Raw genomic sequence first — 24860 nt, 5'->3', positions numbered from 1 at the left:
GATTTCGTCTTCCCACCCCGGAAAGGATGGCTAGTATTGAAACAAGCTTGGTTTGAATCGCATTTTCAATGCAGTCAGCTACTGCCAATATGAAAAGAGACTAGGACGTATCAATATTGTCCTAGCCTCTTAAATCCATAATGAATATTTAAATTAAATTTTGTTAACGATTGTTATTTTAATTGCTCAACAATTGCTTTATTAAAGTCATCTAAGTCGTCAGGTGTACGACTTGTAACGATATTGTTATCTACAACTACTGATTCATCTACAACTTGTGCCCCAGCGTTTGAAAGATCTTTTCTCACATTTAACACTGCAGTTAACGTTCTTCCTTTTAAATCATCAGTATCTATGAGTATTTGAGGTCCATGGCAAATCGCAAATGCTGGCACGTCATTTTTCGTGAAATATTTAGCAAATGTGCCATATCTTCCTTCTTCGTCACCTCTTAAATGGTCAGGTGCAAATCCTCCAGGAATTAATAAACCATCATAGTCTTCAGGTTTAGCATCAGCAATGCTTACATCAATCGTTACTTTTTCGCCATGTTTACCTACTACTTCATGGTTAGCAACATCGCCAATTATCACTGTTTCATGGCCAGCTTCTTCGATTGCTTCTTTTGGACTTGTTAATTCAATATCTTCAAATTCATTTGCAAGTATAATTGCTACTTTTTTTGCCATTTAAAATCACCTTTCTCTTTGCCGTTATATAATATGATATAACCAAAAAAGACAATTTTTAAACATTATCGGTATTACTTCTTTACTTAGATACTGATTTAACTTTTTCTTCTAGTTGATCTAATAAACCAATCCACTCATCTATATCTTCAACTTTAACTTCGTTAGGATTTACGTGATCAATGTCATCAATAAATTGCTCTAATCTATTTTTGATTTGATTCATAGTTTGATTTTCATCCATTGAATGTTAACTCCTTTATATATGATAATTACATATTAACATGTTCTGAACTAATAATGATAGCCGATATATTATATTACAGTTTAATTTTTACAACTTTTTGACGTTATGTGGTATACAGTCGCATTGGATTTTGTTTACAATAGAACAGATAAAATGAATATGAAGGAAAGAAGGATTAGAAATGACGATACACCAAATCCGTACTAAACAGCCCATTAGCATAAACAATGACCCTTGGGAAGCCTATACAGATATCGATATGCATAATCAACTCACTTTAAGTAATATAGAGTTTACCACTACAAACCTATGTAATATGCGTTGTAGTCACTGTGCTGTTGGTTATACACTACAAACGCAAGATCCTGACCCCTTACCTATGGACATTATTTATCGTCGTTTAGATGAAATCCCACATTTAAAAACGATGTCGATTACTGGTGGAGAACCGATGTTTTCAAAAAAATCTATCAAGCAAGTAGTTAAACCATTATTGAAATATGCCTATGATCGAGGGGTTTATGTACAAATGAATTCCAATCTTACGTTACCTCAAGATCGTTATTTAGACATTGCAGAATATATCGACGTAATGCATATCTCGCATAATTGGGGGACTTTAGATGAATTTGCAACAGTAGGATTTGGAGCAATGGAAAAACAACCACCTTTAAAAGCCAAGCTCAAACTTTATGACCAAATGCTCAATAACGCTCAAACCTTATCTGATCAAGGCATGTTTATTTCAGCAGAAACAATGTTAAATCAAAGTACTTTACCCTATTTAACAAAGATACATAACGAAATTGTGAAAGATATGAAATGTAGTAGACACGAAATCCATCCGATGTATCCCGCGGATTTTGCCAGTGACTTAAATGTTTTGTCCTTAAAAGAGATGAAACAAGCGATTCATCAGTTACTCGATATGCGAGACGAAAACACTTGGATGCTATTTGGCACACTACCTATTTATCCATGTATAAAGGATGATGACGACCAAGCTTTATTACACCGCCTGCGTCAAAGTAAAAATGTCACTATGCGAAATGATCCGGATGGTCGTAATCGTTTAAACGTAAATGTATTTACGGGTAATGTGATAGTAACTGATTTTGGTGATGAGACAGGTACTATATCTAACATCAAACATAATAATTTGCCTACGGTTTTCGATAAATGGTTAAATTCTTCATTAGCACAAAGTTTAAATTGTCATTGTCCTGCATTTAAATGTTTAGGTCCTAACGTTTTAGTTAAAGATATGTATTATCCAACGACAAACTTTAAAGAAAATGAAAAACGTATGCATCAACTATATAATTAATTATAAAATATCTGGGATATCATTGATTTGTCCCACTTCAAAGACTGTCAATAAATTTGTTGGCAGTCTTTGTGTACGCTTTTCGTAAGCACTGCCCATATGAAACAAAAAATAAATCAATAGATATAAATAACCAAACCTTAAGTGAATTCACCTAAGGTTTGGTTATGTTTTAAATGCCGAGATATCATTGGATTGACTCGGCCTCTCATTTTCCAAGGTAGGACGAAAATGTGTTAAATAACATCAGTTTGCTGCCCCACTCTCTTCTACTTTAATTTTTACTAACTATTCTATGTGTTGTACTTTCTCTAAAAATTCAATTGTATCTTTACTTTCGATTCTACGCTCTTTTCTACGTTTAACTCGAATATTAGCAGAGTCGTAAAACCATTTTTCTGTTTCTGTTTCCGGATACACTTCAGGAATGGTTGTTGGCTTTCCATCATCATCCAAAGCGACAAAAGTAAGAAAACTTAATGCTCCTAATTGGCGCTCACCTTTAATTAAATCTTCAATTATAATTTGAACACATACTTCCATTGATGTGCTACCAGCGTAACTAACCATTGACTCATATGATAAAATTGCACCTGTTTTAATCGGCATTAAAAAGTCTACAGAGTCCGTTGATGCTGTTACAACTTGTGCATTTGCATGTTTCATAGCAGTAATGGCGGCAATCTCATCAATATTGGCCATTAATGTGCCACCAAACATTGTATGGTGATGATTCGTGTCCTGTGGAAATACTTGTCGAGCTTTAACGCTTCTAGCTTCAGACATTGGTTTGCTTGCTCTATTTTTCATAATCATTTCCCTTCCCCGTGCGTGAATTAACTATTATGCTTACTTAGCCCAATTACCTTGTTCAAAAACAAGTTCTTCTGTTCCATCTTGTGTGATTCCATAGATAGTTAAGTCAGCACTACCAATCATAAAATCAACATGAATCAATGAGTCGTTTAATCCACTCGCAACTTTTTCTTCAGTTGTCATTTCTGTTCCATTTTCAATATTGAAACCATATGCTGAACCTAATGCGATATGACAAGAAGCATTTTCATCAAACAGTGTATTGAAAAACACAGTATTACGATTAGAAATCGGTGAATCATCTGGCACTAAAGCAACTTCGCCTAAGCGCTTAGCGCCCTCATCTGTAGATAATAAAGTTTTCAAAGCTTCTTCACCCTGTTCTGCAACAACATCAACTACTACTCCATCTTTAAAAGTTAACTTAAAGCCATCTATAATATTTCCATTATGACTTAATGGTAATTTATTCGTAACATAGCCATTAACACGTTCACGATGTGGTGCAGTAAACACTTCTTCAGTTGGTATATTAGCGACAAAGGCTTGTCCATTACTTGTATAACTCGTAGCATCTTCCCATATATGCCCCTCTGGTAAACCAATAGTTAAATCTGTACCTTCTGATTCATATCTTAATACCGAATAATTTTTAGCTTGTAATCTTTCAGCATGTTTACTTAAATTAGCGACATGTTGTTGCCAATTTTCAGTAGGATCATTACCATCCACTCTTACAATATCGAGTACTTCATCAATAAACTTAGAATATGCCTCTTCTTCGGATAATTCAGGATATACTTTTTTGGCCCAAGCTTTAGACGGGTATGCTGCAACACACCACGGAAATTCATTTTTTTGACTTGCTTCCATATATCCTTTATATGCAAGACTATATTCCTTTTGAAATGTTGCTAATTTGTCAGCTTCAATGCCATTTAATAATTCCGGATCTTGCGTTATAAGTGCTAAATTTGCAGCACCACGTTGTGCATAATCCATTCTTTTATCTACTTCATAAGATTTAACTTCATTATGTTCAAAATGTTCAGTTGTTTCATGTTCAAATTTTAAACGTGTCAAACGATCATCACTGTATTCGACTTTGACATCTGAAGCACCTCTTTTATAAGCTGCTTCAACTATGTAATGCGTTAATTCTAATGCATCAACACTAGAGCGAATATATACTGGTTGATTTTGTTGTACATTCATTCCTACATCAACTAATAGTTGAGCGTATTGTTGTAATTTATATTGTAAGTCAGACATGCTAACACTCCTTATTTACGTATTTGGCCTAATGCATCCGCAATAGCAGTCGCTTCACTTGGTGTAAATGAAGATTTCGTTGTTACATAACTATGAATTTCCTGTATTTCTTTTTCATCTGCATCTTCAAATTTAGCTGGGTCAATGACGCTTTGATTAACTAAATTTAGACGCTCTCTAATTTCTATTATCATTTGTTCATTTTTATTAGTCATTTATATCACCTCTTTATCAATTTATTTTATCAAATAATGCAATCATGTAAAATTTTTATTACGATTCAGCTTTAGAAATACTTAAAAAACCGGTAAAATAGGTGTATGTAGTAATTAATATGGAGGTAATCAGTTATGGTAACAGTTGCATTTGTCTGTTTAGGCAATATTTGCCGTTCTCCGATGGCAGAAGGTATTATGAAGCAACGCTTACAAGATAGAAACATCACGGGGATACGTGTAAAATCTCGTGGAACGGGTAAATGGAATTTAGGTCAACCACCACACGAAGGTACGCAACAAATATTGCAAAGTCAAAATATTCCAACTGATGGAATGATTAGTGAATTGTTTGAACCGAATGATGATTTCGACTATATTATAGCGATGGACCAAAGTAATGTCGAAAATATTAAAAAAATTAATCCATCTATCAAAGGAAAGTTGTTCAAATTACTAGAATTTAGTAGTATGGAAGAAAGTGATGTACCAGATCCTTATTACACTAATAACTTTGAAGGTGTTTTTGAAATGGTACAATCAGCTTGTGATAACTTAATTGATTATATTGTAAAAGACGCTAACTTAAGAGAGGGGTAACACACAATGAAAAATAAATTAGTTCCAGGTATATTATTAGGTGCAGTTATTGGCGGCGCAGCTACTTTAGCTGACAAATCAACACGTGAATCATTAAAACAATCTATTCAAGATGCTAAAAACGGTAACCGTCAAAGCAAACCATCTGCAATTAGCAATATTAAAGATGAAGTTCTATATTGGAAAGATGCGATTGAAGAAATCAGACGTAATAATCCTGAATTAGAAAAATCTTTAAAAGATGCTAAAGATACATTTGTAGAAAAGAAAAATAACCGTCTTAATGGTTAAGTTTCTCTATAGCATGAGCTATGCAATGACTTGATCACGTATTTAACAAGCTCGTGCTTTAATCTTGAGCATAGAATTTATATTCAATACATTCATTAAGGCTGGAACATTTATAATGTCCCAGCCTTTTACTAAACAATTATCGCACTGTTATTATTTACATTGTCTTAAAATTTTATATGGTTAACAATTATTTTTTAATATCATAATAATGTATTTACCTATTTTAATTTATACAGTATATTATTAGTAGTTATTAAAAAGTTAAGGAGATCAGATATGTCAAAGAACAAACCTACAACTTCTAAATTTTTAAATTCTATTAAAAATAAGGAACATAATAAAAATAACAAGTCTAACAAGGTTGAAACTGATCGTACATACGTTACACCTAATGAATTCCACTCCAAAGATACTAAAAAAGACAACCAAGCATTCTTTGTCTCACGTATAAATAAGCCAGCCAAATATACAAAAGATTCGAACTTTTTGTCGTATTTAGTTTATCGAATTGGTAAAGACGATGCATCTGGTTTAGCGGCACAATTATCATATTACTTTATGCTTTCTCTTTTCCCAATGTTAATCTTTCTATTAACAATCGTACCTGTAGTTGGCGTAAAGCAAGAAACAATTCAAAATATGATAAGCCAAAACGTGCCACCCGACTATGCTGAACAAGTATCTCATTTAATATCAGACATAATGGATAATGCCAGTGGCGGCTTACTATCTGTTGGTTTAATTTTATCTCTGTGGTCTGCATCTAACGGTATGACAGCATTAATGAATTCATTTAATGTTGCCTATGATGTTGAAGATAGTCGTAATTTCGTCGTTGCTAAATTATTAAGCGTCGTTTTCACATTAGCCATGATTATTATTTTACCAATTGCCATGATTTTACCAGCATTTGGCGAACAAATTGGTTCATTATTATTTGGACCTCTAGGTCTAGGAGAACAAATCAGTTGGCTCTTTAGTATTGTTCGTATTGTGTTACCATTTATTATCGTCTTATTGGCATTTATGGTGCTATATACATTAGCCCCTAATGTCAAAATTAAAATATCTTCTGTTATTCCAGGAGCTGTATTTGCGACGATTGTCTTTATAGTAGGGTCATTTTTATTCGGCTATTACGTTTCTAATTTCTCGAATTATTCTAAAACATACGGTAGTATTGCAGGGATTATCATTTTAATGCTTTGGTTATATATTACTGGTTTTATTATTATTATCGGTGCTGAAATTAATGCAATTATTCACCAACGTAAAATTATCTCAGGACCAACACCTGAAGAACGCACAATGCAAGCTATTGAACAAAATAAAGATGACAAAGCTAATTTTTCTTAAGTTATATAATAAAAAAAGCAGGTCACCTCGCATTTATCTAAAATGCCGGTGACCTGCTTTTTTTATTGAATTAAATTATGTTGGAATGCATAGATTACTGCTTGTGTACGGTCTTGTACTTCTAATTTACTTAATATATTACTTACGTGTGTTTTAACTGTTTTAATAGTAATGTGTGATGCGCTAGCAATTTCTTGGTTAGAATAACCTTTAGCAATTAACAATAATATTTCCATCTCTCGCTCTGTCAACATCTCATAAAGCTCAGCACGTTGTTTCATACGATTACGCATTTTCACTAATACTTCTGCTTCAAACACAGCCTCACCATGATATGTCTTACGCACCGCTTCGGCAATATCACTTGCACTTGTAGTTTTTAAAATATAGCTATCTACACCTGAATCTAACGCACGATATACTTCATTATCTTCTATATAACTTGTTAACATAACTACTTTAATTTGCGGTAAGTCTTTTTTTACTTGCGCAGTTGCATCTACCCCATCCATATCATCCATAACTAAATCCATTAATATTAAATCGGGTTGTAACTTATGTGCTAATTCAATTGCTTCATTACCTGACTTACCTTCGCCTACTACTTCTATATCTTGTTGTGTTGATAAATAACTAGAAATTCCAATCCGAACCATTTCATGGTCATCTACAAATAATACTTTAATTGGCATCTATATCCTCCTTATCTAATGGTGCTTTCACTTCTATTCTAGTACCTGAATCAGGCAGCGATACAATATGGAATGTGGCACCTATTTCTAATGCACGCTCCCGCATATTTTTCAATCCATAACTTTGTTCAGCTTTATCATCTACGTTAAAACCAATACCGTTATCTTGAATACGTAATAATAAATATGCTTCTTGATTAAATAATTCAATTGTTACTTTTGTACCGTTGGAATGACGTAATGTATTGGATATCGCTTCTTGCGTAATACGAAACAAATGATCTTCAATACCTTTAGGTACAGTAAAATCTTCAATGTCATGTATGACCTTCATTGGTACTTTTTTCTGTAAATCGACAACTAAATCTTTAATACCTTCTCCGAGAGACTTATCTTTTAAACCAATTGGTCTTAAATGTAGTAATAATGCTCTCATTTCTAGTTGAGAATCTTGTACCATTTTTTCTAATGTAGGGATTTGTTGATCTAAAGGTGGTGTTAATTGAGATTCTTTGATAGCTGATAACATCATGCTAGCTGCAAAAAGTTGCTGACTCACTGAATCATGTAATTCCCTAGCCAATCTTTGTCGTTCATCTTCGATTATTTTTTTAACTTTGACATCGTTTAAATTATAAGATTCATTTGTTAAATTTTGGGTCTTCATTCGCAGTTTATGTACTTCTTGATTGAGTGGAACTAACGTTTGATAGAGCTCTATAGTTTCATTATAAAGTTCTATATCTTGGTCATTAATCCCTACTGTTTCTCCTTCAATTGAACGTTCAATTTGTGTTTGTAGCCAATGGTTTTGCTGGTTTATTTTATAAGCTAAAACCGATCCTACAATGATACATAATAAAATTATGAGCAAATTTAAAAATAAAAATACTGGAATACCAAATATTTGGGTATAAAACATACCTTGAAAATACATAATATTTACAAATATTTTATCTATAAAGAAAAAAGCAATTAATGTACTATATACTAATATTAGCATAGAGCCTATTGCTCTAATGTAGTGATTCATCTATAAATCACCTCAACATCTCCTATTAAACTAGATACGTATATATTTACATTGTAATTTTCTTCTTTGGTTTCTTCATTAATTTTAATGTTATTATTTTCAATTTTATATGATTTATCATTGAGATAAGCATTGCCGTACAAAGCACTAAAATGGAAATTCAAATTGTAATTAAGTGGTACGATAATTTGAATGCGACCAATGAGTTGTCTTACTACAATAGTATTATTTTCTTTAATGTTGGCTGCTTTTGTCATATCAATGTGTATGTCGCCAATACCATGTTGTATTTGTAAATCTTCCCATTTGTATACATACACAGGTGTACGTTGTTCACCAAACCATTTTTGTTTTATAAATTCTGGATTGTCCACTTCAGATTCAGCTGCAACAACTTTTAAAGGTTTGAATTTGTAAATAAGATACTTTACAATCAAAGCTACTAAAAAGATAAATAAAATAATGATCGTATATTTATTTGATAGCAATGTAAAAGCAATTAATAACACACCTATCCAAAAAGATAACAACCCTCTTATCTTATGGAAATATACATAGCCTACATAAACTAAGATACATCCTAATAACAACACTAATAAAAAGCCAATTTTCTCAAAAAAGATATAGTAAAAATTGGCTATAATCATCAATGCTGTAAAGATAATCAACATCTCTGTCGATATATACTTATGTGTCATGGTTCGCCACCTTTCTTTAAGCGACTAAACTTATGCGTTCGATTAAATCACATTCTGTTTCTGTGTTGATTTTTTCTTTTGCTTGTAGTGATAAATCTGTCTCAATACGTGCATAGTCAGCTTCCATTACATTTAACTTTTGTTTTATTGCTTCAATATCATCATGTTCAATTTCTTCTGCACAGTCAATATATTCTTCTTCAATCATATCGATATATTTATTTTCTAATCTTAATGCGAGACTGTCAATCATCTTACCTATGTAGTCCCTTTTTTGCACTAAATAGTTAATATAGCGTTCGATACTTTTAAGTTTTTGATCTAAATGTTCACGGTATGTGTTTAAACTAACTTCCATTGTTTGTTGACACACACGATTTAAATAAGTTGTAATATAATTCATGAAACCACCTCATCATTGATTAGATTTCATTATAAAAAATTACCGGAACCAATCCTATAGGCTCCGGAACCATATTACATTAAGACTTTAGACCGAACATTATTAATCAATTTTAGTTGTTAATAATGGGCCATCCTTCGTGACAATTACAGTATGTTCTATTTGGGCAACATAACTTTTATCTTTTGTTTCAAATGCCCATTCATTTTTGCCTTCTGTAACAAATGTTGCATTAGATGAAATGAATGGTTCAACAGCAATAACTGTGCCTTCTTTTAATAATGTTTTATCTTTTGGATCATAGTAATTCATCACGTGACTTGGTGCTTCATGTAATGATTGCCCTACGCCATGACCAGTTAAATTTTTAATAACTGTAACATCATTTTTACGTGCTGTAGCATGTACTGCCTTACCTATTTGACTTAATTTTGTTCCAGGTTTAACTTTCGTCATAGCCGCATCGAATGCTTCTAATGCCACATCACATACTTTTTGTTTCATTGGATTGTCTGCTTCACCTACTACAAATGAAATACCTGTATCTGCATAGTAACCATTTTTTAAAGCTGAAACATCAATATTTACTAAGTCTCCTTCACGAATGACACGTTTGCCAGGAATACCATGTGCGACTTCTTCATTTACGCTAATGCATGTTTGTCCTGGAAAGTTTTCGTCATGTATAGGTGCAGATAATGCTCCATGTTGTTCAAATAATTCTTTTGCGATATCATCTAATTCTTTTGTTGTAATACCAGGTACTGTTGCTTCTTGCATTTTATCTCTTATTAAAGCACAAATATACCCAATATCTTTCAAGGCTTGTAATTCTTCATTTGTTTTTACAATCATTTTATCCCGATCCTTTTTATAAAATTATATTACTTATTATTATAGCAGAAAAATTTTGATATAATAACTTACAGTATTAGAATACATACTAGTTTAACATTTTAACTTTTCAAATTACATAAACAGTTTTACACATCTGGTTATTATGATTAGGAGTTTTGAACTATGAACGATAAATGGTATAAAAATATTATTGGTGCACGTACACTTAAAACAGGACTAGCAACATTCTTAACAGCGCTCTTCTGTATGCTGCTAAATTTAAATCCTATTTTTGCTATATTGACAGCAGTCGTAACAATTGAACCTACTGCAAAAGCGTCAATAAAAAAAGGATACAAAAGACTACCTGCCACTGTTATTGGTGCACTTTTAGCTGTTATATTTACTTACCTATTCGGTGATCAATCTCCATTATCCTATGCGTTAAGTACTATGTTTACCATTTTAATTTGTACCCGCTTAAATTTACATGCAGGTACTACTGTTGCTACTTTGACAGCAGTTGCAATGATACCTGGTATACATGACGCATATATTTTTAATTTCTTTTCTAGATTACTAACTGCCTTTATTGGTTTAAGTACTGCGGCATTAGTCAATTTTATTATCTTGCCCCCAAAATATTATAATCAACTTGATCAACTAATTAAAGAGACTGAGTCTAAAATGTACAGTTTATATAGTAATCGCATGCAACAATTATTACTCAGTCAATTTAAATCCGAACAGTCAAACCAACAACTTAACCAATTATTAGATGCGAGCAAAAAAATAGAAACTTTAATTAATTATCAAAACGATGAATTAGCATATCATAAAAACGATAAGCAAGAATGGATAAAATTTAAAAAACTTCAAACTTTAGCACAAACAGATCGCCTTTTTATTTCTCATTTATCGAACATTATATATCTACCTAAACGCACAGCAATTGGCTTTGATATTGAAGAAAAATACGCAATCTTATCCATTGCAAATAGTATTAATCAAATAATAGCAACAGGTCATTTCAAAAGAGAAAAGCAAAGTGCTTCTATATTAAAAAATTCAGTTAAAGGACTGGATGAATTCGATGAACATCAACTTAAAAGTCACATCATTTACGAAATTTTATTGATTTATCGTATTTTAGATGAACGCTATGCGTAATCATAATACATATGTAAAACCACTAAGTATGCTTACTTAGACTTTCAAAACATAAACACCTCCTTCACATTAATTTGCAAAGGTGGTGTTTGTTTATTTTATCTATATAGTTTTTTCATAAAAGTAGTGTCTATCAGGCGTTCATTATTTATTTTACTAACTACATTGCTAATTTTTTAAGGTTCATGGCAGGACAAATTAGTGTGTTATTTATGAAAACTTTGGAATCCATATATCGTCCATCGAGCAAACTATACTGTTCTTTTGCATCGCCCAATTTTCTCTCAAATCACTCTTTTTTATCTTTTAATTTATATATTATTATATTGGCAATGCTTTGGGCCGACTCCTGCGGGAAGAGCACTAGCCGAAGACTACAGGCTAAGGCAGTGTCCGCGGAAAGCGTGTACAAAAACTGCCAACAAAGCCATAAACTTAGTCGACAATCTAAAAACCACTAAGTAAACTTAGTGGTTTTATTAATAGCTACTTTTTATTATTTTTCACGCGCTTAACTATAACTTGTTTTGCCGCTTCTTCTACTGTATTGTCTAATTGTTTTGGTTCGAAAGTAATACCTTTTCTCTCACATGCTTTTTCTAATAAGTAATCTGTTAATTCGTGATTTTTAGGCAATATTGGTCCATGTAAATATGTACCTAATAAGTTTTTATAATGAATACCTTCTTTGCCGTCTGTATCATTATTGCCGAATCCATGTGTGACTTTACCTAAAGTGCCAAACGAATGATATGTTCGACCACCATGATTTTCAAACCCTACAATAGTACCGAATGTGTCACTCTCTATTACAATATCACCAGTTAAACGCTCTTCTTTAGATTGTGTGTAAAAATCCAAAATATTTAAGCCTTCTAATTCTGTACCGTCTGGTGTTATATATTTACTACCTAAAAATTGATAACCGCCACAAATCGTTAAGCCTGGCATACCATCTTCAATAGCTTCTTTTAAAGTGTTTTTAATTTTACTTAATTCTTGGGTTGCTAGCGCTTGTTCTCTGTCGCTTCCACCACCAATGAAGAATAAATCACAATTTTCTAAAGTTACACCTTCAGTTTGGTTTATATCTTCGACATGAATTGTTATATTGCGTTGTTTTGCCCGTTGTTTTAATGCGATAATGTTGCCAATATCACTATATAAATTTAATTTATCTGGCATGAAATGATAAATGGTCAGTTCTTTCATTTAGTTTGCCTCCCCAAAAGAACGATTTAACTGATCTAACATAGGTGCTAATGAAGTATAATTTGGAATTGCTACTGTAAAACTAGCATAATTCATTGTTAGCGCTGACGCTTTGTGAATATCTTTTTCTACGATAATTGGAGCCGTTATTTCAGCTAGCTTTAATCGTAAATGTAATTCTTCTGCTCTATTCCCAGTTACAATTATTGCTTCGATAGTTTGACGTGATAACTTTTCAAAATCTGCATCATAAATCCATGATGTATCTCGACCGTCTGCTGGATTGTCATTTAAACCTAGAACATATACTTTGCTACCTTCTATTTCTTCACCTACTGACAGACTGGCATTCATACCTGCAGGGTTTTTAGCTAAGTTAATCATGGCCTCTTTTTCCCCATGTTTAAAATACTGCATGCGTCCATTTTGTGATGTATATGTTTCAAAGCCTTTACGAATAAGGTCATCTTCTAAACCTAATTCTCGTAAAACTGTGTAAGCAGCTAATGAGTTATATGCGTTAAAATCTCCTGCTATTTTCATGTTCATAGTGGTTTCATTCACTACCATATTTATAAATGGTGATAATGTAAATTCAGAAATCTCATATTTAGGTTGTTCACGCTTGAACCCACACGCACAGTGATAATGTCCAATTTGATTATAATGTATATAGTCATAATGTAATAATTTTCCACAGTTTGGACAATATTTACTTTCATTCATTGTACTTTGCTCAAATTGATGGGCATTTTTTTCGATACCATAATATAAAACTGTATCGCTCGCTATTTTTAATCTACTAACAAAAGGATCGTCTGCATTTAACAATAATTTTATTCCCTTATTTTCAATTGCTTTAGCAATATTATTAACCATTATATCAATTTCACCAAAACGGTCCATTTGATCTCTGAAAAAGTTAGTAAATACCATCATTGTCGGAGTCATCTCTTTTAATACTCTTGGAATACTACCCTCGTCTATCTCAATAACAGCTATTTTTGTATTAGCCGTATTTTGTAATATGAATGCTGAAGTGATACCAGCAGCCATGTTAGCTCCTTCATTATTATGTATGATGTCAATATCATTTTTCTTTAAAGTGTGACCAATTAAATTAGATGTAGTTGTTTTCCCATTTGTACCACTAATAAATACAATTTCATCTACTTTTGAAGCTAAATTTTTCAATATATTTTTATCCACTTTTCGCGCAATTTGGCCAGGTAAGTCTGTTCCTTTCTTACCGACAGCTCTACTAGCTGACCTTGCCAATTTGGCTAATCGAGTTGCAGTCCAATGTCTCATAAGTTTCCTCCCTTAATTATTCGCTAAAATATTATAACACGATTTAATTGCTTTCCAAACCATTCTCAATTAAAAAGGTTTGACAATACACAGATTGTAATTATTATTATTTACTAAAAACAATGGTTTTGCTATACTTGTACCAATTACACCAATAGGAGGCTGTTATTTATGTTAAATAAAGAATTGTTAAATGCTTTAAATGAACAAATGAACCATGAATTTTTTGCAGCACATGCTTATATGGCAATGGCTGCATACTGTGATAAAGAGTCCTATGAAGGTTTTGCAAATTTTTATATCCAACAAGCAAAAGAAGAACGTTTCCATGGTAAGAAAATTTATGATTATATCAATGATCGTGGTGAGCATGCCGTATTTTCTGCTATATCAGCTCCTAAATCAGAATTCAAAAGTATCTTAGAAACTTTTGAAGATGGACTAACTCAAGAGCAAGATGTTACTCGTAGATTTTACAACTTATCAGATATCGCGAACAAAGATAAAGATTATGCTACTATTTCATTTTTAAACTGGTTCTTAGATGAACAAGTAGAAGAAGAATCAATGTTTGAAACTCATATTGATTACTTAAAACGTATTGGCGATGACCACAATACGTTATATCTATATGAAAAAGAGCTTGCTGCACGTTCTTTTGATGAAGAGGAATAATAAGTTTCATCTAATAAATTAATACGATACATTACCATGAGGTTGGGACGTGTGATTATTGTTTGAAGTACCTATAATGAGGACTCAGATTTTAAGCACTGCTGTCACAATCTCATGTTTATTATATAATAAATATTATCTATTGTATGTTAAAATACCTCGTGAACTATTTTTTTATAGTAATATGTCTAAAACTCATTTTCACACAGAAAGGATTTAAAGCTAATGAACGATAATGCCTTCGTAGCACTTGATTTTGAAACTGCAAATGGAAAACGTACTAGTATTTGTTCTATAGGTATGGTCAAAGTTGTGAACCATGAAATCGTAGAAACTTTTTATACGCTCATCAATCCTCATGATTACTTTTCACAACAAAACATAGCAGTTCATGGTATACAAAGTAGTGATGTCAAATCAGCTCCAACTTTCGCAGAAGTATATCCTTATATGATGCAATTTATCAATCAATTACCAGTGGTAGCTCATAATGCTTCTTTTGATATGACTGTACTACATGAAAGTATCAAGTATATTCACTGTGATACACCAGCTATGACGTATTTTTGCTCATTGCAATTAGCACGACGTACTGTCAGTAACTCGCGTTATGGGTTAAACCATATGATGAAATTTTATAATTTAGATTTTCATGGACATCATGATGCGCTTAACGATGCTAAAGCTTGTGCTATGATTACGTTTCGCCTATTAAAACACTATGATAACTTACAAGCCATGTTAAACGTCTATGGTAAACAATTACAAGATAAGGATTAATTTAAATAATCATATATCGTCATATTTTCAAATGTCGTTTTTTCTAAATTTCCAACAGTTACTCCTACTAACCGAATCGGCACATCCGCTTCTTTTAATTCTGTAAACAAAGCATACGCAATATTGTATATATCTGTTTCAGACCTCACTGGCTCTCTCAAACTTCTTTGCTTAGAGTATGTTTCAAATTTATATGTCTTGATTTTTACGGTTACTGTTTTGGCCGACTTTTGTAATTTTGCTAATCTTTCAGCTGTTTTAGTGCTCAGTTCCCATACCTTTTGCAGTATTGCCTCATCATCATTCATATCTGTAGCAAAAGTACGTTCAGTACCTACTGATTTACGAATTCGCGTAGGCTTTACTAAATTATGATCGATACCTCGGGCTTTATTATATAAGCCGTGACCTCGCTTCCCAAACAACCGCACTAAATTATATTCACTTTGTTCATATAAATCTCGGCCACAAAAAATCTCATGGTCGTGCATTTTCTGTTTAGTTGCTTTTCCAATACCGGGAAAGTCTCCAATATCTAAGCCCATTAAAATATCATGCACATTATGATAATCAATAATTGTTAAGCCATTAGGTTTATTCATACCACTCGCTAATTTTGCTAGAAATTTATTGTATGAAACACCTGCAGATGCTGTGAGCTGTGTTTGCTCCCATATATCACGTCTGATGAATTGTGCAATCGTTGATGCTGGTAAGTCAGGTCTCACTAAATGTGTTATATCTAAATATGCTTCATCCAATGATAGTGGCTCAACAATTTCAGTATAACTTTTAAAAATGCTCATAATAATTTTTGAGGCCGCTCTATATGCTTCAAAACGATGCGTTACATAATAACCATTGGGACATAATTTATGCGCTTGAGCCATAGGCATTGCTGAGTGAACACCATATTTCCTTGCTTCATATGAAGCCGTAGACACTACACCTCGTCCACTTGCTTTACCACCTACTATGACTGGTTTCCCTTTTAAAGATGGATTATCTCTCGTTTCAACTTGTGCAAAAAAGTAATCCATGTCAATATGAATTATTCGTCTTTCATGCATAACTTTTCCCTCCTGCACAATAATTTGTTCATCCATGTATCATCAACCAGTTAAATTATAATACAATCAAACAAAAAACACTCCAAAAGCTTGTCCTACTGACATGTTGGAGTGAATCATTTGTACTATTATTTTGTTTCTGATTGTACTTCTTGTAATGGTGATTCTGTGTAATAAATTAGACCTTCTTCAGTGTCTTCAATGTATTTCACTTTATTATTTAATACTCCCATTACAAAATATAAATCAAGAAGACAATAACCTATATGAAAACTTCCAATAAATATTAATGATGAATAAGAAAAGAATAAGAATAATATTGAAAGTACTGTTGTTATAACAACTAACGGTGTAAGCATGATTATGGCATATTGCCATTTTTTAAAGTAAACGTTAGGCATATGTGTTGATATTATGCCAAAGTGGAAGCGATGAATAGGCTTATTTCCTTTGGAAAAACCTCGGAATAACAAGTTATGAATAAATTCATGTATAACTGCTACAACTACAAATCCAATCACACCGAAAAGTATATTCAATATTAAATTTTGTTCTATGATATGCGTATACGCATAAGCAATTTTATATGAACACAAAATGGTAATCATAATAACCGCAAGTTGAAATAATGCAAAGCGCTCTAGCGCCTTTTTATTTGAAAACAAACTAACTTTAAACACTATTCACCCTCCTCACTCAATCACATTAATATTAATTTCAATTTTGATTATAAATGCCTATATTATAAAATTCAATAAAATAAATTGTCTGTAATATAGTTTTAATAAACTTTTCCATATTGAAACATTTTACACTGCATCATTCGTTAGATGTCAAGCGTTCAAAAAGCGCCACTGTTTCTACATGAGTTGTTTGTGGAAACATATCGACTGGTGTAATTTGGGTAAGATTATATTTTGTTGCAAGTATTTGTGCATCACGTTGTTGTGTAGAAGGATTACAAGATATATAGACTATTTTTTTGGGTTCTAAGGCTAATAATGTATTTAAAAATGTTTCATCACAGCCTTTTCTTGGAGGGTCTACCATCACAACATCTGGGTGTACTCCTTCTTGTTTCCATTGTAAGATAACATCTTCAGCTTTACCACAGACGAAAGTTGTATTTTCAAATTCATTAAGTTGAGCATTTTGCTTAGCATCCTCGATTGCTTCTTTGACTACTTCGACACCATAAACATGTTTTGCTTTAGGAGCCATATATAACCCGATTGTACCAATACCACAATACGTATCTAGTACTATTTCATTTCCTGCTAAATTAGCATAATCAATAGCTTTTTGATAAAGTTTTTCAGTCTGAGCAGAATTGATTTGATAAAAGGATTGATCACTGATTTTAAATGTAATTTCACTTAAAGTATCAATGATTTTATCTTCACCATATAATGTATATGACTGATCACCCATAATGACATTAGAATGTGTCGTATTAATATTTTGCTTAATACTCGTCACTTGGGGAAAGTTCTGTATTAAACGTGAAATAAGTTGTTGAGCTTGCGGGAATTGTTTTCCATTAGTGACTAAAATCACCATTAAATCGTTTGTATGATGACCAGTACGAACTACTAAATGACGCAACAAACCTTTTTTTGTTTTTTCATTATAAATACTAATATTTAATTCATTACAACATTGTTTAATAAAATTCATCATGTGTTGATGTTGTTCATCTTGTATTAGACACTCGTCCATATTAATAATATCGTGACTTCTCTGACGGTAAAAGCCCATTATTGCTTGGTCATCACTATTTTTCCCAATAGGAATTTGTGATTTATTTCTATATCGCCATGGATTAGTCATCCCAATAGTATCGCCTATAATTGTTGAGTTAAAATTAGCTTTTCTATGAAATAATGTGATAACTTGTTCTTTTTTCATCGCTAATTGTGCTTCATAACTCATATGTTGTAACTGACAGCCACCGCATTTATAGTAATACACACAAGGTGGTTCCACTCGCTCAGGGCTTGTTGTCGCTATTGTTAGTAATTTACCTATGGCAAAATTCTTTTTTACCTTGATAATTTTAAATTCAATCGTTTCATCAATTAAAGAATTAGGCACAAAAATAGGATAACGATCAATTTTTACTACACCATGTCCTTCATGTGTTAGGTCCACTACTTTTCCAGTTCTTACTTCGTTTTTTTGAATAGTATTCACAGTCATTCACTCCATACTAAAAGAGGCTAGGATGTTTTTAGATATTTACCTAACCTCTTATTATTAAACTACGTGCTCGTATATTACATTTATTATTGCTCTGTTAACTCACTGATTGTTACATCACTAGGTGTGAATACTTCGATGTGTTGCTTTAAGTTTAAAAAGTTACCAGGTAATTTGCCTCCATATTCTCCATCAACATTTAGCTGCATATCTGTATATGAAGAAATATTAATTGCTTTTGCTTTTTTATAATGAACTTTCGGATGTTTAGTATGTTCTCCTCTAGAAGCCAAAGTCATAATATGTCCTAATTCTGCTAGGTTTGCTTTCTCAACTATAATAAGTGAAAAATAGCCATCATCTAACTTAGCGTCAGGTACTAACTTTTCAAAGCCAGCCATAGAATTAGTTAACCCAAGCAAGAATAGTAAAGCTTCACCTTGGAAAACTTCATCGTCATATTGGATTCTTAAATCAACTGCCTTCATCTGAGGTAACATTTCAAAGCCTTTGATATAGTAAGCAAATGGTCCAACAATTGTTTTCAACTTACTAGGTGTCTCATAAGATACTTGTGTTAATTGGCCACCTGCAGCTAAGTTTATAAAATATCTGTTATTCATTTTTCCTATATCGACCTTAGTTATGTGATTATCGATAATAACATCAATAGCACTCATGATATCATTAGGCAAATGTAAAGCGCGTCCAAAGTCATTGACTGTCCCCATAGGTATAATACCTAATTTAGGTCTGTTGGGTTGTTCAGCAATCCCATTAACGACCTCATTTAAAGTACCATCTCCACCTGCAGCTATTAATACATCATAATTTCCTTGCAAAGCTCTTTGGGCTTCTTCAGTTGCGTCTCCACTTTTCTCGGTAGCATAAGCGCTTGTTTCAAATCCTGCTTTTTCTAGTTTAATTAAAACGTCTGGCAATGTTCTTTTAAAAAGCTCTTTGCCTGACGTTGGATTATAAATAATTCTAGCTTTTTTTCTCATAATTTATCCCTCAACTTAGTATACTCATCTTCTATATTAAAGGATTTAGAAACGAGTTGAAAGCATTTCAATTATATATTTTTGTCTCAACTCAAATTTTTTACACAATAAGTTACCTGCGAGTAATTTATTGTGCTCGCAGGTAACTGAAAATAACTATAGATTTAACTTACAATTAACGTTTATCCAATTCTTGTTTTAATAATTGATTAACTAATTGTGGGTTTGCTTGTCCTTTAGAAGCTTTCATGATTTGGCCAACTAAATATCCCATAGCTTTGCCTTTACCATTTTTATAATCTTCAACAGATTGTTCATTATTATCCAACGCTTCATTGACGAATTTTAATAATGTTGCTTCATCAGAGATTTGTACTAATCCTTTGTCTTCCATAATTTGTTTTGCATCGCCACCATTTTCTGCTAGCTCTGGGAAGACTTTTTTAGCAATCTTACTACTCATTGTTCCATCTTCTATTAAATTAATCATGCCAGCTAAGTTCTCTGGTGTTAATTGAGTGTCTTGTAATTCTACTTGATTTTTATTCAAATATTCATTTACCCCACCCATTAACCAGTTTGATGTTAATTTAATATCTGCTCCAGCTTTTACTGCACCTTCAAAGAAATCTGACATTTCTTTTGTCAGTGTTAAGACGTGGGCATCATATGCTGGTAAACCATAATCGGAAACATATTTTGCTTTACGTGCATCTGGTAATTCTGGAATAGTTTGACGTACACGTTCTTTCCACGCTTCATCAACGTATAGCGGTACGATATCTGGTTCTGGGAAGTAACGATAGTCATCTGAACCTTCTTTAACACGCATTAAAATTGTTTTGCCATTTGATTCATCAAATCTGCGTGTTTCTTGTAAGATTTCTCCACCGTTTAATAATTCTTCTTCTTGGCGTTTTTCTTCATATTCTAAACCTTTACGCACATAGTTAAAGGAGTTTAAGTTTTTCAATTCAGCTTTTGTACCGAATTCCATTTGCCCGTATGGACGTAATGATATATTAGCGTCGCAACGTAATGAACCTTCTTCCATTTTACAATCAGAAACACCTGTATATTGAATAATAGAACGTAGTTTTTCTAAGTATGCATATGCTTCTTTAGGAGAACGAATATCTGGCTCTGATACAATTTCAACTAATGGTGTACCTTGTCTATTTAAATCAACAAGTGAGTAACCATCTTTATGTGAGGATTTCCCAGCATCTTCTTCCATATGCAAACGTGTAATACCAATACGTTTTGTTTCACCATCTACTTCAATATCAATATAACCATTTTCACCTATTGGTTGGTCAAATTGAGAAATTTGATATGCTTTTGGATTATCAGGATAAAAATAGTTTTTACGATCAAATTTAGATTCAGTTGCAATATCCATATTTAAAGCCATTGCAGCTCTCATAGCCCAATCGACTGCACGTTTGTTAACAACTGGTAATACACCTGGATATGCAAGGTCAATTACGTTAGTATTTGAGTTTGGTTCAGCTCCAAAATGTGCAGGGGCTGGTGAAAACATTTTTGATTCGGTTTTTAACTCAACGTGGACTTCAAGTCCGATAACAGTTTCAAAATGCATTATTTCCACTCCTTATAAGTTTTCGTATTCATCATGAAGATTAAATTTAGTTTCATATTGATAAGCGACACGATATAACGTTTTTTCATCGAACGGTTTACCAATGAATTGTAAGCCAATTGGGCGACCATTTGATTGACCACAAGGAACAGAAATACCTGGTAACCCAGCTAAGTTAACTGGTGTAGTTAATAGGTCATTTGCATACATTGTTAAAGGATCGTCAATTTCATCTCCAATGTTGAAAGCAGTTGTAGGTGTTGTTGGTCCTACTACTACATCATAATCTTCAAAGATATTATCGAAGTCGTTTTTAATTAATGTTCTAACTTTTTGTGATTTTTTATAAAATGCATCATAGTATCCAGAACTTAGAGCGAATGTTCCTAAGAAAATACGACGTTTTACTTCTTCGCCGAAGCCTTCACTTCTTGACATTTTATATAATTCTTCAAGTGAGTTTGCTTCTGGTGAATGATAACCATAACGAATACCATCAAAACGAGATAAGTTTGATGATGCTTCTGATGATGCAATTACATAATATGATGGAATACCGTATTTCGTATTTGGTAATGATACTTCTTCAACAGTGGCACCTAATGATTTTAAAATGTCTACTGCAGTTTTAACTGATGCCTTAACTTCTTCATCAATTCCTTCACCTAAATACTCTTTAGGTAACGCAATTTTTAATCCTTTAATATCTTGACCAATAGTAGAAGTGAAATCCACATTTTCAACTGGTGCACTTGTTGAATCATTTTCATCAACACCAGCAATAGCTTCAAGCACTAATGCATTATCTTTAACGTTGCGCGTTAATGGTCCAATTTGGTCTAATGAAGAGGCAAATGCTACAAGTCCAAAACGTGATACTCTTCCGTATGTAGGTTTCATCCCAACTATGCCGCAATATGCTGCAGGTTGACGAATGGAACCTCCTGTATCAGTACCTAATGTAAATGGAACTAAACCAGCTGCTACTGCTGCTGCAGAGCCACCAGAAGAACCACCAGGTACAGCTGTATGATCGAATGGGTTTACTGTTTTCTTGAAATAAGAAGTTTCTGTAGAACCACCCATTGCAAATTCATCTAAATTTACTTTCCCGACTAATACAGCATTTTCAGCTTTCAATTTATTCATCACTGTTGATTCATATATCGGTACAAAGCCTTCTAACATTTTACTAGCACATGTCGTTTCGACACCTTCAGTAATAATGTTATCTTTGATTCCCATTGGAATACCAAAAAGTTTACCTTCCATTTGATCTTTAGCTTGTAAGTCATCTAATTCTTTAGCTTTTTGTAATGCATTTTCTTTATCTAAAGCTAAAAATGATTTTATTGTAGGATCTGTTTCTTCAATTGCATCATATATATCACTTACAATTTGTGATGGTGTTACTTCTTTATTTTTAATTAAAGTTATTAGGTTTTCCACAGATTCGTAACGGATGGTCATTTTAAGCGTCCTCCTCATTCATGATAGATGGTACTTTAAATTGTCCATCTTCCGTTTCTTTTGCATTTTTTAATGCTTGCTCTTGAGGAATACCCTCTATCGCTTTGTCTTCTCTTAATACATTTTGTAAATCAAGGACATGATATGTTGGTTCAATATCGCTTGTCTTTGCAGAATCTATTTGATTGGCAAAATTTAAAATTGTTTCTAACGTTTCTTGCATTTCTGTAGTTTCTTCTTCTGAAATTTGAAGTCTAGCTAAATTTGCTATATGTTCAACTTCTTCACGTGTAACTTTAGCCATTAAATAAAAAGCCTCCTTTTACTCATTCATTACAAAATTGTACCAAAATTCGCCTTAAAAATCTAAGTATTTTAATAAATATTCAATTTATTACTAACTTCATCTGCATTATTTAGTAATTGTTACTTATTTTTACAAATAAATATTACTCTGTCCGATGTGCCTTTCATATTCAATTCAAAATAGGAGTAAGATTGAAGTCTACGCGTTCATTGTTGACTTCAATCTTACTCCCTTAAATATAAACTCACATATTTAACTTACAATTTTCTTTTGTTTACAATCATAGACATTACTATCTTCTAGAAATGATACATACTACATGCGCTTTCGTTTTTGTATGCATATTGTGAATATATGCTAATTACTATTTTTGTAAATATGAACTTGTGGTTCATCATCATCTTTAGATTTACTAATTAAAGCTTTCGAACTGTTGCCATCTTTTATATGAATTTCATATTCATCTATATCTTTGAAATATTTATCTGCTTGTTCTGTTACATATTGCGTAATACCTATTGTCTCAGCTCTACCATAGTAATCTATTGGTAAATCGACAACAAGTTCTTTAATTTTTTTATTTTCAAACTTAGCTGTACCTACAGCTTGTGTGAAATTACTAAAGTATGACTGTAAATTATCATTAAATTGTTTAAAGTTCTCATTCAAATTGTCGTCTAATTCTCCTGCTTCATCAGAAGGTAATAATACCGTTTCTTGGTTAATATCATTCCACTCGTTAATTTTCGTTTTACTTTTTTCTACAGTTGTCCCTGCAATGAATTCACCTGGTATGATTGCATCTTTTCCAGATTGTTTATAAATGGCAAAATGAATTGGAATATCTTTTAAATCTTTGTTTTCACGTAATCTTGTTAATATTTCACTAGCCATTTGTTTTCCTTGTTGCTTGATTTCTTTATCATCTAGATTTTTACTGAATGTTTCCCCATCTTTTTCTTTTTGATAATAGTATGTACCATTCATTGCTAAACCAATTGTCATACCTTTGATGTTTTTACCTTTTGTATCACCGCTACCATAATAATCTTGTTCTAAAATATTAGATAAATATGCTGGAGATTGTTCTGCAATTTTCTCAGGGTCCGTCTCACCTTTGTGTGATGGGTTTAACCCTAAATTTTCATTAGCATTTTTTTCTTCACGTTCATCTTTATCCATTTTGTCTATTTCATCTTTAGTATATTTCGGCTGTAAGTAGGCATTAGTAGTATCTTTATCTAGATATTGGCCATCTTGATATAAGTAGTCATCTGTAGGAAAAACTTGTTTACTTAACTCTAATAAGCCTGTTTCGAAATCCTCACCGTTGTAACTGTTTGCCATATTGTCTTGAAGCAAACCACGACCTTGACTCTCTTTAAATGGCAAAATTGTTCTATAATTATTACCTTGTACATTTTTATCTGTCGCTATTTCCTTCACAGAGCCTTTTTTATTTTCTGTTGCTTGCTCATTGGAATTATCTGAGTCTTTTTTATTTTCTTCCGAATTGCCACATGCTGATAATACGATAATTGCTGAGATGATTAGTAATAATGTCCGTTTCATGCACTATC

Annotated in this window: 27 protein-coding genes; 7 read left to right on the top strand and 20 right to left on the bottom strand. The window is 32.5% G+C overall.

Annotation, left to right across the window (positions count from 1 at the left end; all coding sequences use genetic code 11):
• Window positions 1-173 precede the first annotated feature (173 nt).
• Together KA845_RS11910 and KA845_RS11905 are read right to left on the bottom strand one after the other, a co-directional pair.
• Window positions 174-689: a type 1 glutamine amidotransferase domain-containing protein gene (locus KA845_RS11910; RefSeq protein ID WP_002509190.1), complete on the bottom strand. Its 516-nt coding sequence runs from the start codon at window positions 687-689 to the stop codon at window positions 174-176.
• Between the two features lie 82 nt (window positions 690-771).
• Complete coding sequence (locus KA845_RS11905; RefSeq protein WP_002509189.1) at window positions 772-933, bottom strand: SE1561 family protein; 162 nt, start codon at window positions 931-933, stop codon at window positions 772-774.
• 184 nt (window positions 934-1117) lie between these two features.
• On the opposite strand from KA845_RS11905, the gene yfkAB reads away from it, so the two are divergent.
• On the top strand, window positions 1118-2263 hold the full coding sequence (yfkAB, locus tag KA845_RS11900; RefSeq protein ID WP_245338067.1) for a radical SAM/CxCxxxxC motif protein YfkAB: 1146 nt from the start codon (window positions 1118-1120) through the stop codon (window positions 2261-2263).
• Window positions 2264-2551: 288 nt separating this feature from the next.
• Here the strand turns inward: yfkAB and KA845_RS11895 are convergent, their stop codons facing one another.
• The 3 genes from KA845_RS11895 to KA845_RS11885 are packed head-to-tail and all read right to left on the bottom strand — an operon-like array spanning window position 2552 to window position 4566.
• Complete coding sequence (locus KA845_RS11895; RefSeq protein WP_103388400.1) at window positions 2552-3079, bottom strand: acyl-CoA thioesterase; 528 nt, start codon at window positions 3077-3079, stop codon at window positions 2552-2554.
• Between the two features lie 33 nt (window positions 3080-3112).
• Window positions 3113-4351 (bottom strand): aminopeptidase, encoded by a 1239-nt coding sequence (locus KA845_RS11890; RefSeq protein WP_103388399.1) that lies wholly within the window; start codon window positions 4349-4351, stop codon window positions 3113-3115.
• A gap of 11 nt (window positions 4352-4362) precedes the next feature.
• On the bottom strand, window positions 4363-4566 hold the full coding sequence (locus KA845_RS11885; RefSeq protein ID WP_021459025.1) for a DUF1128 family protein: 204 nt from the start codon (window positions 4564-4566) through the stop codon (window positions 4363-4365).
• A gap of 135 nt (window positions 4567-4701) precedes the next feature.
• On the opposite strand from KA845_RS11885, the gene KA845_RS11880 reads away from it, so the two are divergent.
• The 3 genes from KA845_RS11880 (at window position 4702) to KA845_RS11870 (ending at window position 6816) form a co-directional block, all read left to right on the top strand.
• The gene (locus tag KA845_RS11880; protein WP_002509184.1) at window positions 4702-5166 is read left to right on the top strand and encodes a low molecular weight protein-tyrosine-phosphatase; all 465 of its coding nucleotides are present in this window, start codon (window positions 4702-4704) and stop codon (window positions 5164-5166) included.
• 6 nt (window positions 5167-5172) lie between these two features.
• Window positions 5173-5457 (top strand): hypothetical protein, encoded by a 285-nt coding sequence (locus KA845_RS11875; RefSeq protein WP_002509183.1) that lies wholly within the window; start codon window positions 5173-5175, stop codon window positions 5455-5457.
• A 279-nt stretch (window positions 5458-5736) separates the two neighbouring features.
• The gene (locus KA845_RS11870) at window positions 5737-6816 is read left to right on the top strand and encodes a YihY/virulence factor BrkB family protein (RefSeq protein WP_103388398.1); all 1080 of its coding nucleotides are present in this window, start codon (window positions 5737-5739) and stop codon (window positions 6814-6816) included.
• A gap of 62 nt (window positions 6817-6878) precedes the next feature.
• Here KA845_RS11870 and vraR read toward each other — a convergent pair whose 3' ends face one another.
• The 5 genes from vraR to map form a co-directional block, all read right to left on the bottom strand.
• On the bottom strand, window positions 6879-7508 hold the full coding sequence (vraR, locus tag KA845_RS11865; RefSeq protein ID WP_002509181.1) for a response regulator transcription factor VraR: 630 nt from the start codon (window positions 7506-7508) through the stop codon (window positions 6879-6881).
• Window positions 7498-8541 carry a sensor histidine kinase VraS gene (vraS, locus tag KA845_RS11860; RefSeq protein ID WP_002509180.1) on the bottom strand — a complete coding sequence of 348 codons (1044 nt, stop codon included), beginning with the start codon at window positions 8539-8541 and terminating at the stop codon, window positions 7498-7500. The genes vraR and vraS overlap by 11 nt, the downstream gene beginning before the upstream one ends.
• Window positions 8538-9239, bottom strand: a complete 702-nt coding sequence (vraT, locus tag KA845_RS11855; RefSeq protein WP_002509179.1) for a cell wall-active antibiotics response protein VraT — start codon at window positions 9237-9239, stop codon at window positions 8538-8540. The genes vraS and vraT overlap by 4 nt, the downstream gene beginning before the upstream one ends.
• A gap of 16 nt (window positions 9240-9255) precedes the next feature.
• On the bottom strand, window positions 9256-9642 hold the full coding sequence (locus KA845_RS11850) for a hypothetical protein (RefSeq protein ID WP_002509178.1): 387 nt from the start codon (window positions 9640-9642) through the stop codon (window positions 9256-9258).
• A 102-nt stretch (window positions 9643-9744) separates the two neighbouring features.
• The gene (gene map / locus KA845_RS11845; protein ID WP_021459027.1) at window positions 9745-10497 is read right to left on the bottom strand and encodes a type I methionyl aminopeptidase; all 753 of its coding nucleotides are present in this window, start codon (window positions 10495-10497) and stop codon (window positions 9745-9747) included.
• A gap of 165 nt (window positions 10498-10662) precedes the next feature.
• Between map and KA845_RS11840 the strand changes: the two genes are divergently transcribed.
• On the top strand, window positions 10663-11649 hold the full coding sequence (locus tag KA845_RS11840) for an FUSC family protein (protein WP_103388397.1): 987 nt from the start codon (window positions 10663-10665) through the stop codon (window positions 11647-11649).
• 486 nt (window positions 11650-12135) lie between these two features.
• Here the strand turns inward: KA845_RS11840 and gatD are convergent, their stop codons facing one another.
• Both gatD and murT read right to left on the bottom strand, forming a co-directional pair.
• Entirely contained in the window at window positions 12136-12861 is a 726-nt protein-coding gene (gatD, locus tag KA845_RS11835; protein ID WP_021459029.1) for a lipid II isoglutaminyl synthase subunit GatD, read from the bottom strand.
• Window positions 12862-14172, bottom strand: coding sequence for a lipid II isoglutaminyl synthase subunit MurT (gene murT, locus KA845_RS11830; RefSeq protein WP_103388396.1), 1311 nt, complete (start codon window positions 14170-14172; stop codon window positions 12862-12864).
• A 171-nt stretch (window positions 14173-14343) separates the two neighbouring features.
• Between murT and ftnA the strand changes: the two genes are divergently transcribed.
• Together ftnA and KA845_RS11820 are read left to right on the top strand one after the other, a co-directional pair.
• Entirely contained in the window at window positions 14344-14847 is a 504-nt protein-coding gene (ftnA, locus tag KA845_RS11825) for an H-type ferritin FtnA (RefSeq protein WP_002509173.1), read from the top strand.
• A gap of 225 nt (window positions 14848-15072) precedes the next feature.
• Window positions 15073-15627: a 3'-5' exonuclease gene (locus KA845_RS11820; protein WP_021459031.1), complete on the top strand. Its 555-nt coding sequence runs from the start codon at window positions 15073-15075 to the stop codon at window positions 15625-15627.
• Here KA845_RS11820 and dinB read toward each other — a convergent pair.
• The 8 genes from dinB to KA845_RS11780 form a co-directional block, all read right to left on the bottom strand.
• Complete coding sequence (gene dinB, locus KA845_RS11815) at window positions 15624-16697, bottom strand: DNA polymerase IV (RefSeq protein ID WP_002509171.1); 1074 nt, start codon at window positions 16695-16697, stop codon at window positions 15624-15626. The two genes, KA845_RS11820 and dinB, sit on opposite strands and share 4 nt — an antisense overlap.
• 128 nt (window positions 16698-16825) lie before the next feature.
• A complete protein-coding gene (locus KA845_RS11810) occupies window positions 16826-17377 on the bottom strand; it encodes a DUF3267 domain-containing protein (protein ID WP_021459032.1) in 552 nt (183 codons plus the stop codon).
• A 139-nt stretch (window positions 17378-17516) separates the two neighbouring features.
• On the bottom strand, window positions 17517-18890 hold the full coding sequence (gene rlmD, locus KA845_RS11805) for a 23S rRNA (uracil(1939)-C(5))-methyltransferase RlmD (protein ID WP_021459033.1): 1374 nt from the start codon (window positions 18888-18890) through the stop codon (window positions 17517-17519).
• A gap of 92 nt (window positions 18891-18982) precedes the next feature.
• Window positions 18983-19900 (bottom strand): diacylglycerol kinase, encoded by a 918-nt coding sequence (locus KA845_RS11800; RefSeq protein ID WP_002509168.1) that lies wholly within the window; start codon window positions 19898-19900, stop codon window positions 18983-18985.
• A gap of 175 nt (window positions 19901-20075) precedes the next feature.
• Entirely contained in the window at window positions 20076-21503 is a 1428-nt protein-coding gene (gatB, locus tag KA845_RS11795; RefSeq protein ID WP_002509167.1) for an Asp-tRNA(Asn)/Glu-tRNA(Gln) amidotransferase subunit GatB, read from the bottom strand.
• Between the two features lie 12 nt (window positions 21504-21515).
• Window positions 21516-22973, bottom strand: coding sequence for an Asp-tRNA(Asn)/Glu-tRNA(Gln) amidotransferase subunit GatA (gene gatA / locus KA845_RS11790; protein WP_021459034.1), 1458 nt, complete (start codon window positions 22971-22973; stop codon window positions 21516-21518).
• Window position 22974: 1 nt separating this feature from the next.
• The gene (gene gatC / locus KA845_RS11785) at window positions 22975-23277 is read right to left on the bottom strand and encodes an Asp-tRNA(Asn)/Glu-tRNA(Gln) amidotransferase subunit GatC (protein ID WP_002509165.1); all 303 of its coding nucleotides are present in this window, start codon (window positions 23275-23277) and stop codon (window positions 22975-22977) included.
• Window positions 23278-23637: 360 nt separating this feature from the next.
• The gene (locus KA845_RS11780) at window positions 23638-24852 is read right to left on the bottom strand and encodes a CamS family sex pheromone protein (protein WP_210128122.1); all 1215 of its coding nucleotides are present in this window, start codon (window positions 24850-24852) and stop codon (window positions 23638-23640) included.
• Between the last annotated feature and the right edge of the window lie 8 nt (window positions 24853-24860).

The organism is Staphylococcus sp. GDX8P114P-2, from assembly GCF_017892945.1.
In the GTDB taxonomy this organism is placed as follows: Bacteria; Bacillota; Bacilli; order Staphylococcales; family Staphylococcaceae; genus Staphylococcus; species Staphylococcus arlettae.
The sequence above is the reverse complement of the archived record's forward strand: the minus strand, read 5'-3'. Positions and strand labels throughout refer to the sequence as shown.